The sequence below is a fragment of the Roseovarius sp. genome (genome assembly GCF_048262375.1).
Lineage (GTDB): Bacteria > Pseudomonadota > Alphaproteobacteria > Rhodobacterales > Rhodobacteraceae > Roseovarius.
This window is the reverse complement of sequence record NZ_JBLXFE010000033.1, coordinates 1-19,949: the sequence shown is the minus strand read 5'-3', so window position 1 is coordinate 19,949 and position 19,949 is coordinate 1. Positions and strand designations below refer to the sequence as shown.

Below are 19,949 nucleotides of genomic sequence, written 5' to 3'. Positions count from 1 at the left end.
TGACCCACGGCAGAAATCAGCACGTGATTTTGGTCCGGCCCCGTTTGTCAGATCCCCTTGGATGCAACAGATGCAACAGATGTTACACATGGATTCATTAAGTCTCTCACGCGCGCGCGTGAGGAGAACTACGTTTTCTTCTGTAACATCTGTCGCAACGCGGGCGGCGATGCAGCGCAGATGCCCTAAGGCGGGAACGTTTGACATGGTGATCAATCGTCGAGTGTACTGAACACCCACGGTTTTGAGGCAGCGGGCACATGGGTCACACAACGCTCGGCGTACTGCCACGGACGCGGTACTGGAAGGATGTAGCAGAACTGCTTGCAGGGCCTGCCGCGAGCCATGAAGTATTCGCAGCCAGTGCGCGGGCGGCAGAAAAGGATCTGCTTCGCGCAGCGAATGATCCGGTATTCATCGAAGCTGTTCGCCTGCTACTAGCGATCCCGGCCGCCGCGCGGGCACCCGATTTTGGCGATGCCTTGAGAGCGCAGGAAATGGCGGTCCCACACGGGCCCGAGTTGCTCGACATTGTCACTGCAACCAGCCGGCGGCTGGATCAGGTTCGGACAACGCATGGCGGAAACACCGATCTTGGCGAACTTGCTTCAAGGGCCCTTTCGGCCACGCTGACCACCGCCATTGGGGATGCCTTGCCCGGGCTGTTCGCAGCGACACCCGAGGATGTTCAGGCGGCCGCCCGCAACCTGTCCTGGAACAAGAGCGTCGCCGAATACGCGAGAAGCTTCTTCGGCAGTCTGGCAGCAGGAAGTTTGTCCTACTGGCTGGATCGCACGCTTGACCGTGAGATCGGCAACGGACGTCGTTTTGAAAATGTGTCTGCAAGACAAGCTTTCCAGAGCGAACTGGACCATTTTGCATGGGAATCCACGCGCATAATTCGTGAGTTTTCCGGCGGGTGGTATGGCAAGACCCTGCATCGCGACGGCGGCTTCAGTTCCATTGAGGCGGCGCGTTTTGGCCACGTCGCCCTGAAGAAGATCGTCGATGACCTGAGAACACGGCAGGTGCATCGTGCATGAGGCTGTCGTCAGGGCCGGTGCGAGACAGGACCCGATCCGGGTAAGGTTCGAGGGTCCTCAGAAGACGTTTGAGCTTCAAACCGACCTCATCCGCGCGAGATGTCGGACAGAACTCGATCCACTGAACATCGATCTGCTGGAGATCGCTGCAACGGTCTTTGCTGCGGACAGTGCAGTGAAGCGTAGCGGAGCGACCCGACCCGGTATGGGAAGGGGCTGGCGGCGAACTTTTGAATTCACGATCCCGGTCAGAAATCCGGAATTCTGGAACCGTCGGGAGGTCCAGGAAGCCCTGACTGACGCAGTCAGTTTCCTGACCGAGGATCAAGTGAGCTTTGCCTTCGTTCGGAAGCCGCTCGACATGGCTCGGCAACCTTTCCTTGATCTTGACCCTGCCGGCGCGACCTTCGACGCCGAGGAGGTCATTCTGTTTTCCGGCGGTCTGGATTCATTTGCCGGAGCTCTGGAAGCGCTGACCGCGTCCCAAAAGAAAGTCATCCTTCTAACCCATCGTTCTGCGCAAAAAACCATCCCGCGCCAAGTCAAGCTTGGCCGGTATCTTACGGACAGATTTCCTGATCGGGTCTTGCATGTCCATGTCAAGGCGCGCCGCAACGGCCAAGAGGCCAGCGACTCGTCGCAGCGCTCCCGGTCTTTCCTGTTTGCCGCACTTGGGCAGTTGGTGGCACGGTCGTTTGGTGCCAGACGCCTGAGTTTTTATGAGAATGGGGTGATCAGTCACAATTTGCCGATCAGCCAGCAGGTTGTGGGCACGATGGCCACGCGGACGACCCATCCGCTGTCTCTCCGGAAGCTCAACGCACTCATGGAGCTGCTTGGCCCCGGCCACATCCCTATCGACAACCAGTATCGCTGGCTGACCAAGCGAGATGTTGTTGAGCGAATCGCGCAAAATGGCGGGCAAAAACAGATTCCGATCAGCGTAAGTTGCACAAGTATCCGCGAGCAGACAACGCAGCACACCCATTGCGGGACATGTTCGCAATGCCTCGACCGGCGCTTCGCGCTTTTGGCGGCGGGCTTGGAAGAATACGAATTCAACGAAGACTACGGCACTGATGTGCTCTTTGGTGGTCGCGACAAGCTGAGTTCGCGGACCATGGCCGTCGAATGGACCCGTCACGCCCTCGGCCTGTCGAACCTCGACCCTTGCGCTTTCATGACGAAGTTCGGCGTCGAGTTTGCGCGTATCGCAGAGGGTCATCCTGATCAATCCAAGCGGGCGGCTCTGGAGCAATGTGTCACGATGCACCAGCGGCATGGCAAGAATGTTCAGCAAGTACTGGAACAGGTGCTGCGCGATCGATCGTACGACATCCTTCATGGGACCCTGCCAAACACGTCGCTGATAAGCCTTTTTCTCACGCAATCAGGATCGGGTATCAGTCCCGTTTTGACAGATCCCAAACCGACCGCCTCCCGCATTCCAGCAACGAGCGCCGCTGACGAAATAGATCAGGTTCCCGACCCCGATGCTCCGCTTCGGGTTGCCTTTGCGGACGAGGACGGCCGCCCGGTGGTCAGGATTGAGGGGCTTTGTGTTCTGACCGGCGCCCAGGCAAAACTGCCGACTGCGTTGAAGCCTACCTTTCTGGAGGACCTGGCTAACCGATTGCCGCCGGAAGATCACCGCTATGTCGCCTCAGGCACATTGGCTGCGCAGCAGGTGGTATCCAAGACGGTTATCCGACAACAGGTTACCCGGTGCCGTCAGATGCTCGATGAGAGTTACCAAATGTTACACGGTAGGGAACTGGGCAAGGACCGGTTCATCCAGACGCGGACACCAAAGGGTTATCGTCTTGCGCCGACAATCATCCCGGTGCGTGAAGACGAATCGTAGTTCGATCGTTTCTTTCGACGAAAGCTGAGCAAGTGTGCTTGTCACGTCATTAAATTTCTTGTCACGCCGTGGGGGCTTGACGGCATCGAAATGGCCGTAACCGGACCTTCGTCAGTCACGCCAGCATCAAATCCTGTCACGTCGGTGCCGACGAATTGTGCCCGTGGGGCCTTTATCCTGTGGGCAAACCCGCAATCCGTCAGGGCAGCCCTATGCGCAAGAACACACACATACCCTTCCATGAGAGACCATCGTCCAGCTTTGTCACCGAAGCGACGCTGGCACGCCATTGGGATCTCTCATGCCGCACTCTGCAGCGGTGGCGTAGCCTGGGTGAGGGACCACCATTCAGCATCATCGGAGGATCCGTCCGATATCGCATTCAGGACATCCTGGACTTTGAGCGCCGACACCGTGGCGGCATCGGAGGCTGGGAATGACCTCTATTTGTCCTGCGCCCAAGATCGACGTCGAGGTCATCAAGATTTATTGCGACACCGTCTTTCGGTATATTGAAGGCAATGTCCCAATCCGGATGATTGCCGAAACCGGCACTCCCCCCAAGAAACCGAAACAGTGGTTTCCGAATGTAGATCAGCTGGCCGATCTGCTGGCGGGCAAGGCGGGCTCGGCGGCGCAGAATACCTGTGGCGTCTATGTCGTGCCCTGCACTGTCGGATCAGGCACATCCGCCCGCGTCGAACACATTCTCCAGACCTGCGTGGTCGTTATCGATTTCGACACGGGCGATATCGCCGGCAAGTGTGACCATGCCGTCCGCCACCTGGGCACCCCCACGCTGGAAGTTGCATCCGGCGGGATCACCGAAGCCGGGCAGACGAAGCGCCATCTCTACTGGCGCTTGACGGAGGTTGCCTCCGGCGGTGATCTCGAAAGGGTTCGGGTCCTGCGCGAAGCCCTTGCGGTCAAGCTCGGCGGTGACACATCCTTCAAGAGCCTGGCCCAGCCCATTCGTGTTGCAGGCACAATCCACGGCAAGAATGGCGTCAAGGCACCCGTCCGGATTCTCGCAAAAAGCCCTTTTGAATACGAGCTGGCCGAACTCGAGGAGGCCGCCCGGGACATGCCCGCGCTGGAGAACCGGCCGATCATCATCGACGCCTGTCACAATGGCAAGACCGGTCCAAATCCAGCGGACCTGGCGACCCGCCGTATCCATGCTGGCGGCATCGATGGCCTGACCCGCTTCGAGGCGCTGTCAAAGGTGATTGGCCACTGGATAGGCAATTCAAGACGGAAAGCCTGCTCGCTCGACGATGCGTGGACAGCTGTTCAGGACCACAACGCTGCCATGATTGTCCCGCCTTGGAAGGAGGACAGGCTCCATCGTGAGTTCGAAGCGCTGCTGGCTCGGGATATCCGCCAAAACGGTCCCATGCCTACTGCCACTGGCAAGGACGTGCCTTACGATCTCGCCCCGGACAACAGCGAGGATGCCATCGCCGAATACTTTGCTGACAGGCATGGGAAAGACTGGAAGCACGTCGCGCAATGGTCGACCTGGTTTCAGTGGACGGGTCAGGTCTGGTCGCGCGATGAGACCGGCACCGCGCGCGAGCTGGTGCGCATGATTTGCCGAAGCTCCGCTGCACAATGTGTTCGCCCTGCCGAAGCTCGCCGTATCGCCAGTGATCGGACGATCACTTCCAGTCTCCGCATAGCGGCCAGCGACCCGCGCATGGCTGCACGGACCTCGGACTGGGACGCGCATCCGATGTTCTTGAACACACCTGCTGGCATCATCGATCTCGAAACGGGCGAGATCCTACGACACGATCCGGCGCTCTTGCTGACCCAGATGACCACAGCCTCACCCGCGGGTGATTGCCCTTTGTGGCGCGCCTTCATCGGAGAAATCACCGGAGGCAATTCGGAGCTGCAGGCCTACCTCCGGCGCCTCGCAGGCTATTGCCTGACCGGCTCGACGCGTGAACAGAGTTTCGCCTTCCTGCATGGCGACGGTGCAAACGGAAAATCGGTGTTTCTCAGCACAATTGCCCACGTTCTCGGCGACTATGCCGCTACAGCAACGCTTGACGCCTTCATGTCAGCCCACGGCACGCGACATCTCACGGAACTTGCCGGGCTCCGTGCCGCCCGCCTGGTCTTGGTGCCCGAAACGGAACAAGGTCGCAGCTGGGCCGAGGGTCGCATCAAGACCATTACCGGCGGCGAAAAAGTCCGCGCCAACTTCATGCGTCAGGACCACTTCGAGTTCACACCGCAGTTCAAACTGGTCATTGCCGGCAATCATCGCCCCCACCTTGTGGGATGCGGCGAAGCGATGCGGCGGCGCCTTCATCTGATTCCGTTCACAGTCACCATTCCAGCAGCGCGTCGGGATCTGCAACTCGTCGAAAAACTCAGGGCCGAGCGTGATGGCATCCTGCGTTGGATGATGGAGGGCTGCGCGGACTGGCAGCGCATCGGCCTCGCACCGCCCGATTGCGTGCTCGAGGCCGCTGAGAAGTACTTCGAAGATGAAGACCTGGTCGGACAGTGGATCGCAGAAAAATGTTCCGAGGGCCCGAAACAACGCGCATCATCCAAATTGCTGTTCTCCAGCTGGAAGTCCTGGGCCGAAGAAACAGGGTGCCCGCCTGGGTCCTCCAAATCCCTGGGTGACGCTTTGCGGCAGCGCGGATTTCGGCAAGCCACGGTCAACAGGGCACGGGGCTGGCTTGGCCTGTCAATTCGCCGAGGCACTGCAGCCGAGGGGGCCTCCGAATGAGCCATTCCCAGGCATTTGGACCCAACCCGATCAAACCGCACCTTCTGACCCCCAAGGAACGCCGCGCGGCGCTTTGCAAGATCCTTGCCCTCGGGCTGATCCGGCTGCGGATGCGTGATGGCGTGCAAGTATCTGCGTCTGATGGAGAATTTCCGCTACACAATCCGGCCGACCAGAGCGGTCATGCAACTTCGCATAAGGAGACCCCATGACCCAGGACACGATCCCCGCGCGCCTCGCCGCGCTGAAATCCACCCCTACGCCGGAACTGAAATCCCAGTGGCGTGAACTGTTCGACAGCGAACCGCCGCCCTTCAACCGCCGTTACCTGGAAAGCCGCTTGGCCTACCGCATCCAGGAACTGGCCTATGGCGGGCTGAAGCCCGAGACCGTGAGGCGCTTGGAGCGGCTCGGCGAGGAACTGGACGGTGGCGACCGCAAGATGAGCCGCATCCGCGCGGACGCCATGCCGATCACCGGCACACGGCTGATGCGCGAGTGGCAAGGTGTCGAGCACGTCGTCACCGTCCTTTCCGACGGTTTCGAATGGCAGGGGCGGCCCTACAAGTCGCTCTCCGCCATCGCACGGGCCATCACCGGGACCCGCTGGAACGGTCTCGTCTTCTTTGGGCTCAAGAGGCAGGGAGGCCGGGTATGACCACGGTGGCTGACAAATCCAAGGTTGTCCGGAAACTCCGATGCGCGGTTTACACACGCAAGTCCTCAGAGGAAGGGCTGGAGCAGGAGTTCAACTCGCTTCACGCCCAGCGGGAGGCCTGCGAAGCTTACATCGCCAGCCAGCGCTCCGAGGGATGGGTGCTGGTTCGCGATCAGTATGACGACGGCGGCGTTTCGGGCGGCACGATTGATCGACCCGGACTTCAGCGGCTGATGGAGGACATTGAAGACGGGCTGGTGGACGTGGTCGTAGTCTACAAGATCGACCGTCTCAGCCTGTCGCTCGCCGACTTCGCCAAACTGGTCGAGGTGTTTGACCGCAACGGCGTCACCTTCGTCTCGGTCACGCAGTCGTTCAACACCACCACCTCCATGGGCCGGCTGACGCTGAACATCCTGCTGTCATTCGCCCAGTTCGAGAGGGAGGTCACCGCCGAACGCATTCGGGACAAGGTTGCCGCCAGCCGGAAGAAGGGCATGTGGATGGGCGGGGTGCCGCCCTATGGCTACCGGGTCGAGAACCGCAAGCTGGTGATCGACGACGAGCGTGCCGAACACGTCCGCTGGATCTTTGCCCGTTTCCTCGAGATCGGGTCCTGCACCGAACTGGCGCGAGAGGTGGCGAAGCGCGGAATCCGCACGCCCCGCGGCAATCGGATCGACAAGAAATTCCTGTACCGCCTGCTGAACAACCGCGCCTATATCGGCGAAGCGGTGCACAAAGGCGACAGCTACCCCGGAGAGCACGACGCGATCATCGACCGCGAGCCATGGGACCGCGTTCACGCCATCCTGACCGAAAGCCCCCGCAAGCGCGCCGCGCGCACCCGGGCCGAGACGCCCGCGCTGCTCAAAGGACTGCTGTTCGGTCCCGACGGGGCGGCCTTCTCGCCGACCCACACGCGCAAGGGTGGCAAGCTCTACCGATACTATGTCAGCCAGTCGGTGCTGAAGCATGGTGCCGGATCATGCCCGGTCGGCCGCGTGCCAGCAGGCGAGATCGAGGCGGCCGTGATCGACCAGCTCCACGCCGTATTCCGGCAACCCGAAATCGTGGCCGGGACATGGAAGGCAGCGCGCGCCCATGCAGAAGACATCACCGAGGCCGACGCCCGGGCGGCCCTGAGGCAACTCGACCCGCTGTGGGACGAACTCTTCCCCGCCGAGCAGGCCCGTATCGTGGCGCTATTGGTCGAGCGCGTGGACATCGGCACGGACGGCCTGACCGTCCGCCTGCGCGTAGACGGCCTTAGCGGCCTCGCACGCGAGATGCTGGCGGGCGGCATTGGGGAAGCCGCATGACCCGTGGGGCGCCGATCCCCAAGACGGTAACTCTCCACGTTCCATTCCGCGTCGTGAAGCGCGGCGGGCGGAAGGAGATGCAGCTGCCGGAGGGTGCCACGCAGTCGCGGCGGGCGGACAGCGCGCTGGTCAAGGCGCTCGCCCGCGCGTTCCGGTGGAAACGGATGATCGAATCCGGGGAGTTCGCCACCATCGCAGAGTTGGCCGAGCGCGAGGGGATCGCACCCTCCTACATGACCCGCGTCCTGCGGCTGACCCTGCTCGCGCCCGAAATCGTTGTGGCGATCCTAGACGGGAATCAGGCGCCGGAGGTCACACTGGCGAAGTTGCTGGAACCGTTTCCGGTCGAGTGGGAGGAGCAGTGCGTTCATCTCTCCTGAACGACACGAACGGCCCAAACCTGCCGTTCACGGGCCGAATCCGATGCTGCGTCGCGGCCCGTCATTGCCGTCGTTCGCTGCGGCCGCAAAATCGCACGGAAAAGTAGAGACTGTGTCCCGGGACTTGTCTCTCAATACCAACGGTGAGAACGTCACAGGAGACTCCTCAACAAGATCCACTTAGGCATTGGAAAGAAGAAGTATTGAGCAGACCTTCAGACGTACTTGGCGCACCTGCATCAAACGCCGGAGATGAATTTCATGAAGCCTGGGCGCTCGGAAACGCCCTGAAATTGCTGGACCCGGCTACAGGTCTAACGGAGCTAACTGTTGAGGGTGTCAGGGATGCCGCAGAAACAAATGATGACGCCAATTGGGACGGAGTGGACTGCGCGCTATACTTCGACGACACCGAAAATCCCGAAAACTCACGCGTTGAACTCGTTCAGCTAAAGTATTCGGTAACCGGTCAGAAAAAAAGTTGGACGCTAGCTCGTTTCTGCTCATCAACAAAGAAGACAGGCAATAACTCCGTAGCGCGGCGGCTTGCAGACGCGTTCAAGGGCGCGACCAAAGGGAAAAGACCTCGTCAAGTGGAGGCATCGCTGAAAATTAAGCTGGTAACGAACCAGCCAATAGCAAAAGACCTGCTAAATATTATAGCCAAGGCAGCAAATGACAAGTTGCAGGGAGACGACTACAACTCGCTAAAACGCGCAACAGGTCTCGGAAAAAACCAACTAGTCCAGTTTTGTAAGGTGCTATCACTTGAAGGCGGAGAAAAGGCCAGAGCAGAGCTCCGTGAGCAGAACACGAAAGCAATCGCCGAACTGGTTTTGAACCCGGTCAGAGACATGGCTGACAATCTGCGGGTGCGCATTCAGGAGCTGCTTGGGCCGGAAGGCAACAGAGCAGTCAAGCGCGACACAGTATTGAGCTGGTTTAACCTGGGAAGAGGCCAAGGATTGTTTCCTTGCGAACCAAAATTCGAGCCCCTTTCAGAAACGATTCCGCGATCCATTACGAAAACTCTCGCTAGTGCGGTTCAGAAGCACTCACTGGTAGTTCTGCATGGGAAAGGCGGTTGTGGGAAAACGACGACAGCTCGAAGTCTCGAAACCGCTTTGCTACCTGGCTCCAGAACCATCGTCTACGACTGCTACGGCGCAGGCAGCTATCGTGACCCGTCTAGGCCAAGGCACAATTCGTGGCAGGGGTTTACACAGTTATCCAACGAACTTGCAAGATTGACCAATACGCCGCTGTTCTTTCCCTACAAAGAACGGGAAGACATGGCTCCGTCGTTCCGCCAGAAGTTGGAAACGGCGTCTGAGATATTTGGTCGAGAGAACCCTGGTTCCCTGTTGGTGATTGTCATCGACGCTGCGGACAACATCGTAACCCAGGCGGCTTCGCATACTCCGCCACAAAGGTGCTTTCTGGATCAGTTGGTTGCTTTCACAGATCTTCCCTCCAACATTCGAATTGTAGTCACGTGTCGCAGCTCTAGGCTGCCCAGAATGAATCTGCCTGAGGGGACCAAAGAAGTCCTATGCCCCGCGTTTTCTCTAAGCGAAACACGGGCAATGGTCGCGCTACATGGTTTGGAAGGAAGCGAGACTGCGATCAGCGATTTTCATGCTCTTTCGCGGTCTATTCCTCGTGTTCAAACAAGTGCATTGGCCGGAGCAAGTTCCTTAGCAGATGCGGTAGAATTCCTTCGCCCAAATGGAAAGTCGCTCAATGAACTCTTCGATGCAAAGGTTCGCGAGGCATTCGACCGTAGTGGAGTCGACATACGGCGGAGCTATTGGTGCGCAGCGTTGGATGAACTCTTCGCCCCCATACCCATCAACGTGCTATCCCGAGTTTGTGAACTTAGTAACGAGGTCACCGAAGACATTGTGAACGACCTTGCTCCGAACCTACGCGTAGGTGAACGGGGCGTTGAATTTTCCAACGAAGATTTCGAAGAGTACTCTGAGCACACCGCTAAGGAGGCAACGGAAGCGGTTCGTTCGGTGATCGCTGAAGTTCTTGTGTCAGAACGGCTGAGCTCGAGTTACGCGGCATCGCATCTGTTCGACGCACTTATTGCTTGCGGCAGAAAATCTGAGATGGGGCGATTTCTTGGGGAAAAGGACGGCACTGCCGCAATCTCAGATCCGATTGTGAGGAGAAGAGTAGATCTTTCACGTCTCCGAGCCGCACTCCACATTGCCTCAAATGATCAAGACGAAATATCAGTTGGAGAGACAATATTTGTCGGGGCCGAAGCGATGCGCACTTCTGGCAAGGTAGACGATCTAATATTGGCGAACTCTGATTTATCGGCTTCGTTTCTCGAAGAAACCATTGGCGTTCTCGTGCTCAATGACCCCGGGGAGCGCAGTAGGCAAGGCTCAGTTTTGTTCCACCTTGCGAGAGAAAAAGTCAGGCAGGGCAAACCTTTTGAAAGCCGCCTAAATCTGCAGGCCGCTGAAGAGTGGATGCGCCAAACCTTCAAAGATGAAAACCGACATCACAATTGGAGCACACAACGGCGTGACGTCGTAACAAGGCTTTTGACGTTCTTCGCGCTTCGAGGATGGTCGCTGGTCGAGCGGGATTGCGATCGATGGACGGACGCCGCTTTCAGTGTAGCCCTGCGCAAATGGGTGCTCGCGAAGATTGTGGTCCAATTCGGCCCTAGCGTGATCGCTGATGTCTTGGGGGAAATGGACCCTCGCTTCCGTTTTCTGGCAATCAATGCCCTGCGTCGAGCCGATGCAACCCCCTCACCCGAGCAGCTCGAAAATGCTCTCATCGGACTCTCCAAATTCGATTTTGAGATGATTGCGAAAGATGACGGACATGGTTCGGGACCGTCACTTACAGCAGAAATAAGGGATGAAATCCTACTATTTCTCGAGGGGTTAGTGCTAACTGGGGAAATTGCGCAGGAACGTCCGAAGTTAATCTTGGATAAACTTCGAATTGGTTGGCCGCCAAGTTTCCAAGGGATTCATCTAACCTATCCTTACCGCATAGACTTTGCGCTTCGCACAGCCATTTTGACGTCGCATTCAAACAGTGAGGAGCCTGACCTCAAAGCTGTCTTAACTGAACCGGAAAGGCCCAAAGAAGAAGAACAAACTGAGGAAAGCGAAAGGGAATTCAGGATCGCAAAAGAGGGTTATGATGAGATCTGCGGACTGCTCCCAGTGTATGAAGCATACGCATCTTTGCTAGGTAGCAGGACAAGTACAGCCACTAAGCATTTGGATCAGAAGATAACCAGCCTGGGTCGTACAAGTAGCAGGAGTTATCACTTTTCATACGTGAAGAGTATTCTGCGCCTCCGAGCGACCGATCTACTGCTTTCGTCTGGGTTGGACCGACCAACCAAAGTCACTTTCTTGAAGTCCTCACTGGCCAAAGGCGAGGGATTTTCTGACCAAGACGCTGAGCTGTGTGCGATCATTTTGCACGATCCCTCACTGCAAGCTGCAGTTGCTGAAACTTTGGAGCAAAAGTCGGAGGAAATACAGAGTCTTCACGTCCGAGCAACCGAAAAATCTGAGTATCTGCTTTCAATTGCGCGAGTTTTCATGGACTTCTCTAAAGACCATGCATCGGCGATTTTTTCGGACGCGCTGAAGATTGCAGAGGAAGTCGATCTCGAAGCATTAGATGTGTTGCATGCTTTGTGCCGCATCGTGAAACGGGAACGCCCAGACACATCGGAAACGAAAGAACTCTTGGGCGCGTTTGCGAGAGTTGTACGGCACGCCGGCGAGTTGCTAGATTCGGAGGATGGGTTTCCTCTAGAGGAAGCTTTGGAAGCGATCTCCTTTTCAAACCCATCTGTCGGCGCGATGACTGCTTCTCGTTGGGGAGACGAGGGATTCACTACGCACTGCAATGAGATCGGGCTGTTCCTAGAAGCGACGCTCGACACAGGTTGGCTTAGCGCACCCGATGGATACACGCTTGCTCAGGTCTTGGGAGATGTCCCGCAATCGGTTGAAGACAAAATTCTGATTGGCTTGGGTGAGGTTTCTGAGGGCGTACGGGATGATTTGTTGAGGCATCTCGTTGAGCGAAAGATTTTGGCAACGACACCCTACTCTGATGCCTACATTCCCGACAATCTGGAGAAGTTGTGTCTATCTGGGAAATCCGCAGCGGAAGCATGGTCCCGTCTTGAACAAATCATGAATTTCAAGTCGACGGCCCTAGCGCCTCAAAAACCTAATCGCGAAGAAACCGACACGATGCGGCTCGAATCCACAAAGGCAAGTCATAAGGATAAAGTTAGAGCTAACTGGGCCTCCGTCGATCCGTTGTCCGCTGAAAAGATCGCTGAAGCTCAAGAAGCAGACCGAAATGCAAAAGTCTTCGACTTCAAAGAGTGTCTGCTTGAGTTGCGCACGCGAGTTCGGTTTTCAGATCGGATAAAGCACCTCAACACACTGGCTCAATGCGCACGGACATCAAGATGGCCCGACACTGAAATAGAAGCGATCTTCGCGGCTTTGGACGATTGGACGGGAAGAGCAACAAGCGAATGGTGCGCAAACGAACTTCCACAGCTGACTGTGGAACTTGGCGGCAGAACGATGGGATACAATTGGTATCACGGAGAACAGTTTACAGAGCTCCAGACCCGCTCCGGGCTGCCTCCGGAAGGCCGACGTCAAGTTGTCTTGGACTTGGTTGAACAGAATGCCGCAAAGCTGGGTGCAGCCAGTCTTCTGAAGCTTCTGGCCGAGTATGCGAATAATTTGGATCAGCATAAAGCGGACGAATTATTGGCTCGACTGATCAACCGCACTGAAGCACGCCTACACCTTGGCGACAGCGCACATGAACGGTACTCATTTGATCCGCAAAAACTGCCCTCAACGCAGAGTGAGGTCATCTCTGCTATAATTTACAGGTATTTGGGCGACATTGATGCGAGAGTGCGCTGGCAGGCTTCTCACTCACTCTTGTGTGCCGTACAGCTTGGCCTATCTGATTTGATAAAAGGCATCTTTGTCCATGCTATTGGGCCTTTCAATCGTCACTACACCCTTCCCGATTGCCCCTTTCAAGAAATGAATGCTGACCAACAATTTTCAATGGTGTTAGCTCGAGCGTCATCGCAATACCCAAATATTATTGAGGACCACGAGGCTGAGATACTCAAAGTCTGGAAAAAAAACCAGCCACACATCCTGATAGGACACTTCCTCGCGAGAGCTCTTAAACAGGCACGACAGTGCGGCGCGAACGTAAAAGTAGATGAAGTAACCTTGGCATCAATGAACGGCTCGGCTTCTGAAAGGGCACCGAGATTGAAGGATCGCTATGCTCGTGTTTTCGATAGTCACGCAGACCCGGGGTCGAGATTTAGTTTCGACAGCATGGACATTATACCGAATTGGTACTCCCCTGCCTGCCGCATGTTCGTGGATCTATCATCGAGCGAGTTGATCCAAGTTGCCGAAGAATGGATCGTAGATCGCTGGGGTGGGCACAAAGAGACCAGCCATTGGGCTAATGAACCCAGAAAGAGCCGTTTAAGAGATGACGACTATGAACTTTATTTAGCGATGCATGGCTCACGACCGACAATCCATCGCCACTCGGTCTACTTACAATGGCACGGTTTACACATGGCGGTCGGGGAGCTACTTAAGACGCGCCCGCTGGTCGAGTACGATGACGATCATTACGACGCATTTGAAGGTTTGTTGGAGCGCGACGACACGACCTACCCAACAATCTGGATATCTGATCTCCTCGGACCGTTGCCGCTCTCGAAAGGGATTTGGAAACAACCTGAATCTGACCGAGAGGACTGGGTTGGTGAAGTCGATACGGTTGATCCGCTGGAAGAGCTAGTCGGAGAAGACGGCAGACTGATTCTTAGTCAGTATCGAGAGCACGCGATGTACGAGTATGGAGAGCAAGCAGCCCACAGTGAAGTTCGCAGCAAAGCTGCTTTCGTACCAAGCAAAACCGCTCCTGCACTCTTGCGCGCCTACGCGGCGACACCAGACTACTACGACGTATTCATTCCTGACTCAGAAGATTTCGAAGAGGACGACGGGAGGCAAAGCGACTTCTGTATCATCCCTGCTATCCATCGTCCAATGGCCATTCGCGAAGTCGGAGTTGATAAGGAAGACCCGCGCTGTTTCAAAGGACGCAGTGTTCAAGCGGCACCCACAAAAACACTCCTACACGTTCTTCAAATACCGTCTGGTCCATTGTGGTCCTCATCTTGGGGTGCTGACGAAAGTGAGATTGCTGATTTGAGTTATCGTGCTTGGAGCACCACCCCGGACGACAGCGAACGATCGATGCGACATCAATCTTATTCCTATGTCGACGGCTATAGGTTGAGCATCACCGAAAGTGCTCTTCAAAACTCCATGAATGCCCTTGGATGCGATTTAGTAGTAACAATGAACCTAGAACGTTCAACTGGGAGCGACTATGGCAAAAGCAGAAGAAAAAGAACCACCCAAAAAAGGGTCGAAGTCATCCGGCTCGGTCGAGATGGAACGTATGAATCGCGATCAGGCCATAGAGGAACTTGGGCTCAGAATCATCAAAGAGTTGGATGATCTGGACATAACAGCGAAATGGATGGCTGCTTATCTGTCTGAGCTGATGGTCTCATCCGAGGAAGATGCCACCTTCAAACAAGAAACAGCTGATCTGATTTTGAAGCTTTGGCGTGAACGACGCCGCTATCCTGGCAGCGACCCAATGCAAAGATACGAAAGAGCGCTCGCGGCCATGGAGTTGATACTGTCTACCGGAGATCCAATATTCCAAATCCGGATGCCGTACGAAGCACCAATCGAACCTGACGAGGACAAGATCAGCTTAGCCAGAAAGCTGAAGCACCACACCGGCAGTCTAGCAGCAGCGTTGGTTAAGGCTGCGGTGAAAGAACTAGACCTCGACCACGAGCAGCTTGCGGAAATTTCCGATATTGCGGACCCAGATGCTGAAACACGATTTCTAAGTGTCTTGAGGATTGCCGTGTGCGAAGAGGAAAAAGAAAAAGACAAAAACGACCCGCCCAGTGAAATTCGAGAGGCGATATCCGATCTTCGACTTGCTCTAGACGAACTCGAGACGGTTCTTCAGGAAGAGGTCAAAGAGCCGAAGCGAATAAACTAACCGAAATTGCTGCAGCATTCATATTGGCAATGCAATCCAAGTGGAAGCTTCGCTTTGCAACACGTTGGAGCATCATTGTGAATATGCGGCGAACGGCAGCTCTGCCAGCGTCGTGTTGATCTGTTTGCAAGCGCAGCAAATGACGGCTTTCCGCCGTTCAGGGCAAATGCTGCGCCTGACCCCAAGGTCTAAGAGGTCCAAGGTTTATCGCCGCTGGATGGCACGCATCCAGCAGCCACAAACCTTGGACCAAGCGGACCATCAACCAATTCGCAGCCGAGGACGTCAAAGTCCATCCGCCGAGTCAGCCAACCTGAGATGACGAAAATATCAACGCACCACCACCTGACACGACCACACCTCACCTCACCAAGGACAGAATGGTCTTCCCTTCGACCCGTCAACGGAATGCGTCCGACGCGGAATGACGCTGTCATTCAATTCCGCAAGTCTGGCACCGTGGCCGAAGCCAGCGTTGAAAGCCTCTGGAATTTCTTGCGATAGGCCGCCGGCGTCAAGCCCACGCGCTTCTTGAACAGCCGGCGAAACGAGGCGGGATCCTCATAGCCCACCATGGCGGCGATGTGCTCGACGGGCCGTTGGTCGCGCTCGAGTTCCTGCTTCGCCTCCTCGATCCTTAGCGCCTGAACGTAATCCATCGGCGCATAGCCCGTCGCAGCGCGGAACCGCCGGGCGAAGGTGCGAGCACTGAGGCCGGAGCGGCCGATCATGCGCTCCACCGGGTTTTCAACTTCGTAATTCTCGGCGATCCATGACTGGCAATCGGCGACGATCGCGTCCTTGACGGTCATCGAGCGCGTCATGACAACGTATGGAGATTGTCCCTCGATGTGGTCGTTCATCAGAAACACCTTCGCGGTCTCGACAGCATGGCGATAGCCGCAAAAGCGGGAAATCAGGTAGAAGGCGAGATCGTGCCAGGCGAAGACGGCGCCCGCCGTCACCACGCCCCTGTCCTGATCCTTCAGACAGAGCGCCGTCGAGTCGCGAAACGCCACCTTGGGGAAATAGCGGCGGAACATGTCGCGATAGGCCCAGTGCGCCGTCGCCTCGCAGCCCTCGAGTACGCCGGCATCGGCCAGCACCAGCGCGCCCGAACAGACCGAAGACAGCAGCGCGCCGGCTTCGTGCATCTCGCGCAGCCAGGCGCATTCACGTGGGTATCGCCCCGTCGGTACGCCGGTCACGGATATGTAGGTGTCGCTCACGACCACCGCGTCCGGCGCAGGGTCCCGCGTGTTGAAATCCCCGATGGCGGAATGTGGACGGACCGGAACATCGCCGACGCAACTGAACGGCCGACCGTCGGCGGAAACGATCCTCACATCCAGCAGCTCCTTCTCGGGCGCGCCCTTCACCATGTCCGGGAAGACGGCCCCGACCGAAGAGAGTACGTCGAACAGGCCGTACAGCACCGAGGCAGACGTCTCCGGCGTCGCCAGCAGCAGGATGAGCGGTTTTCGGTCCGATGCGGGGGATGCGTCAGTCATATTCTGCATTCTTTTATCCAATTCGGCACCGCAACCTGACCAGTTTGCCACTGTTTCGTCAGTTCTGCCACTCCCGTCGCGGCGACCCTTTCGGGATAGTGACCTGACGCATTGTCGAGAGGAGGCCGACATGGACGCCCGGAACACTTCGATTGATGACCTGCGCGCGGCGGTTTCCTGCGCTGTCATTACGGAAGGAGACGCGCATTACGACGACGCGCGCCGGGTCTGGAACGGGATGATCGACAGGCGGCCCGCTGTCATCGTGCGCTGCCTCGGCCCGGAAGACGTGATGTGCGCCGTGCGCTTCGCAGGCGCGCAGGGCCTGCCGGTCGCGATCCGGGGCGGCGGGCACAATGTCGCCGGCCACGCCGTCTGCGAGGGCGGCGTCATGATCGACCTGTCGGAGATGCGCGGCGTCGAGGTCGATCCCGACCGGCGGATCGCAAGGGTCGAAGGCGGCGCCCTGTGGAAGGACGTCGACAGCGCGACCCAGGTGCATGGCCTCGCCACGCCCGGCGGGCTGATCTCCGACACCGGCGTCGCGGGCCTGACGCTCTCGGGCGGAATCGGCTGGCTCAGGGCAAAGCACGGGCTTTGCATCGACTGTCTTTCCGCAGCGGAGGTGGTCACGGCGGACGGGTCGCTTGTGCGCGCCAGCGCCGACGAGAACCCCGACCTGCTCTGGGCGTTGAAGGGCGGTGGCGGGAACTTCGGCGTCGTGGTCGGGTTCGAGTTCGACCTGTTCCCGATGGGGCCCGAGGTGATGTTCGCCGCGCCGATCTACCCGCTTTCCGCCGGGCCGGAGCCGATCCGCTTCTGGCGGGATTTCGTCTCGCGTCATGCGGACGTGATCGGGACGCTCTGCGAGTTTTCGACCGCCGACGGCGAGGATTTCCCCGAGGAGTATCGAGGCCAGAAGGTTTTCGCACTCGCCTGTGTCTACAACGGCGACGCGGCTGAAGGCGAGACGCTGCTCCAGCCCCTGCGCGAACTCGGGCCGATGGCCGCCGATTTCTCAGGGATCATGAAGTATGTCGATGTGCAGCAGTTGTTCGACACGCTGATGCCGGCGGGCGAGTTCCGCTGCTACTGGAAGGCGCGTTACCTGAAGGACCTGCCCGACGGGATGATCGACCAGGCGATTGCCAACGCCGCGGCGGCGCCTTCGCCGAACACACTTTCCTCCCTGTGGTGCATGGGGGGCGCGGTGGCCAAGGTTCCGGCCGAAGCAACGGCGCTCGGCGACCGCTCGATGGGCTGGATGTATTCGCTTGATGGGGTCTGGTCCGATCCGGCCGATGATGACGCCAACGTCACATGGGCGCGGAAGGGCTGGGAAGGCTCCGCGACGTATGACCACGAGGGTCGGATCTATCTGAACTTCCCGGGCCATGGCGAGGACAACCGGGAACTGACAAAGCGCGCCTTTGGCCCGAACTATGCACGGCTTTCGGCGATCAAGGCGAAATACGACCCGGGCAACCTGTTCCGGTTGAACCAGAACATCGCGCCGGCGGAATAGCCTGCACCTTCCCGGAAAGCGAGGCCTCAAACATGCCTGAACACTCCAAGCTTCCCCAGAGGAACGGCCGCGACATGACCTGCGGCGGCGGGTTCGAGACCTGGCTTCAATATGTCGACGGGTTCGAGCTCCGGCATTTCTGCGCCTTCGAACTGCTGAACGATAGCCGCGGCCTCGACTGCCTGACCGACTTTCACCGCAAGCTCGTCGAGGCCGCGGTGGCGAACGGCTTCGGCGTCATCAACGAAGGTCTGCACTACCGCGCCAGCCGGGACTGGGGCGCGTTGATCGGCTTCTCGCGGGAGGCGCTGGAGGAGATCAACATCCGCGGGATCGAGTTCTATCGCGCCTTCGCCAGGGAATATGAAACCTCCGAGATCCCGATGCTCGTCGGCGGCGTCATCGGCCCGCGTGGCGACGCCTACAATGTCGGGCGCATGCCGGACGCCGCGGAGGCGGAAGATTACCATTCCGAGCAGATCCTGACCTTCTGCAAGGCTGGCGCCGACCTCGTGACCGCCGCGACCTTTTCCAGCGTGGAGGAGGCCATAGGTGTCGCCCGCGCCGCCCGGGCCGCGGACATGCCGGTGGTGATTTCGTTCTTCGTCAAGCAGGGCGGACGGCTCGCGGGGGGCGAAACACTGGAGGAAGCGATCCGAAAGGTCGACGCGGCGACCGATGGTGCGCCCGCCTACTACATGATCAACTGTACCCACCCGACGGAGTTCGAACCGGCTCTCACGCCCGGCGCATGGACCGGTCGCCTTGGCGGCTTCATGCCGAACGCCGTGGCAATGGACACGCTGTCGCTCTGCAAGCTCGGCCACCTCGAGGACGGCGATCCAGAGGCGCTCGGCGGCGAGATGGCCGGCCTCGTAAAGCGTTTCCCCCATGTCCACGTCTGGGGCGGTTGCTGCGGCACCGACGCGCGCCATATCGGCGAGATCGCCCGACGGGTGGGCGAGGCACGTCTTGCGATGGCTGCGGAATAGTAGGCTGATCGTCGCCTTCGTCGCTCTCCGGCTGAAAGGGCGTTGCTGCCTGCCAGGCTGATTTTTTGCTCTTCGAACAAGGAGATGGCGCTGCTGACGCAAAGGGCTCGGAGCCGTCATGCGGCACCGCTGCAGGATCGCCGGCCAAGGGTCCCATCCGATGTCCGCTTTTCCTGCCGGGGTCCGCTTGCCAAGCATACGCGGCGGATGATCACTGTCCGCCCTTCCCGCAGCGCCTGGCAAGATGCTGCGCTGCGGAAACTTCAGTGCTTCGTTACATACCGGACGATCAGCGAATGTTCGATTTGCGTTCCATCTAGTCGAACGCGACTCTGGTCGAAGTGTTCAGGTTACCCTTTCGGAAAATTATTTGATTACAGTGCCTTGCAAAGAATTCACCAAATCCGCGCAGTCATCAGGTCCAGAGAATAACCGGCCCGGAGAACGGGTTTTGGGCCGAGAGACGACGCGGTGGTGTTCAGCCTGTCCCACAAACCCCTTTGAAAACACGGAAAAATCCGGCCGCATCCAGATCTGGAGAACGCTTTCGCGAGGGCAAGTGGCGGAGGCTCAGTCATCCGCACACATGAGGCAACATACTGTTTTAGTTTGATAAAAAACTAACAGATGGAAAATATACCACGAAAAATACCACACGAAGGAGGCGTTCCTGACTTTTGGGAGGGGGGTAAGCGCAAGTCTAGGGCGTTTTCCACGGGACCGGCAAGGGGATACCAA

The 19,949-nt window shown here is 57.9% G+C and carries 12 protein-coding genes; 11 read left to right on the top strand and 1 reads right to left on the bottom strand.

What is annotated here, in order from left to right; all coding sequences use genetic code 11:
- The first annotated feature begins 260 nt into the window (after positions 1-260).
- From ACN0SW_RS18915 to ACN0SW_RS18875, 9 genes are all read left to right on the top strand, one after another.
- On the top strand, positions 261-1,043 hold the full coding sequence (locus tag ACN0SW_RS18915; protein ID WP_417729474.1) for a hypothetical protein: 783 nt from the start codon (positions 261-263) through the stop codon (positions 1,041-1,043).
- Positions 1,036-2,907 (top strand): hypothetical protein, encoded by a 1,872-nt coding sequence (locus tag ACN0SW_RS18910; protein WP_417729473.1) that lies wholly within the window; start codon positions 1,036-1,038, stop codon positions 2,905-2,907. The genes ACN0SW_RS18915 and ACN0SW_RS18910 overlap by 8 nt, the downstream gene beginning before the upstream one ends.
- 436 nt (positions 2,908-3,343) lie before the next feature.
- The gene (locus ACN0SW_RS18905; protein WP_417729472.1) at positions 3,344-5,659 is read left to right on the top strand and encodes a phage/plasmid primase, P4 family; all 2,316 of its coding nucleotides are present in this window, start codon (positions 3,344-3,346) and stop codon (positions 5,657-5,659) included.
- On the top strand, positions 5,656-5,871 hold the full coding sequence (locus tag ACN0SW_RS18900; RefSeq protein ID WP_417729471.1) for a hypothetical protein: 216 nt from the start codon (positions 5,656-5,658) through the stop codon (positions 5,869-5,871). The genes ACN0SW_RS18905 and ACN0SW_RS18900 overlap by 4 nt, the downstream gene beginning before the upstream one ends.
- Positions 5,868-6,317: a DUF2924 domain-containing protein gene (locus ACN0SW_RS18895; protein ID WP_417729470.1), complete on the top strand. Its 450-nt coding sequence runs from the start codon at positions 5,868-5,870 to the stop codon at positions 6,315-6,317. Before ACN0SW_RS18900 ends, ACN0SW_RS18895 begins: the two co-directional genes overlap by 4 nt.
- Positions 6,314-7,639, top strand: coding sequence for a recombinase family protein (locus ACN0SW_RS18890; protein ID WP_417729469.1), 1,326 nt, complete (start codon positions 6,314-6,316; stop codon positions 7,637-7,639). Before ACN0SW_RS18895 ends, ACN0SW_RS18890 begins: the two co-directional genes overlap by 4 nt.
- Complete coding sequence (locus ACN0SW_RS18885; RefSeq protein ID WP_417729468.1) at positions 7,636-8,019, top strand: hypothetical protein; 384 nt, start codon at positions 7,636-7,638, stop codon at positions 8,017-8,019. Before ACN0SW_RS18890 ends, ACN0SW_RS18885 begins: the two co-directional genes overlap by 4 nt.
- A gap of 203 nt (positions 8,020-8,222) precedes the next feature.
- On the top strand, positions 8,223-14,618 hold the full coding sequence (locus ACN0SW_RS18880) for a hypothetical protein (protein ID WP_417729467.1): 6,396 nt from the start codon (positions 8,223-8,225) through the stop codon (positions 14,616-14,618).
- The gene (locus ACN0SW_RS18875; protein WP_417729466.1) at positions 14,560-15,183 is read left to right on the top strand and encodes a hypothetical protein; all 624 of its coding nucleotides are present in this window, start codon (positions 14,560-14,562) and stop codon (positions 15,181-15,183) included. The genes ACN0SW_RS18880 and ACN0SW_RS18875 overlap by 59 nt, the downstream gene beginning before the upstream one ends.
- A gap of 437 nt (positions 15,184-15,620) precedes the next feature.
- Here ACN0SW_RS18875 and ACN0SW_RS18870 read toward each other — a convergent pair whose 3' ends face one another.
- Positions 15,621-16,703, bottom strand: a complete 1,083-nt coding sequence (locus tag ACN0SW_RS18870) for a GlxA family transcriptional regulator (protein ID WP_417729465.1) — start codon at positions 16,701-16,703, stop codon at positions 15,621-15,623.
- A 121-nt stretch (positions 16,704-16,824) separates the two neighbouring features.
- Here ACN0SW_RS18870 and ACN0SW_RS18865 point away from each other — a divergent pair, with 121 nt between their 5' ends.
- Positions 16,825-18,219, top strand: a complete 1,395-nt coding sequence (locus ACN0SW_RS18865) for an FAD-binding oxidoreductase (RefSeq protein ID WP_417729464.1) — start codon at positions 16,825-16,827, stop codon at positions 18,217-18,219.
- 32 nt (positions 18,220-18,251) lie between these two features.
- On the top strand, positions 18,252-19,211 hold the full coding sequence (locus ACN0SW_RS18860) for a homocysteine S-methyltransferase family protein (protein ID WP_417729463.1): 960 nt from the start codon (positions 18,252-18,254) through the stop codon (positions 19,209-19,211).
- Positions 19,212-19,949 lie beyond the last annotated feature (738 nt).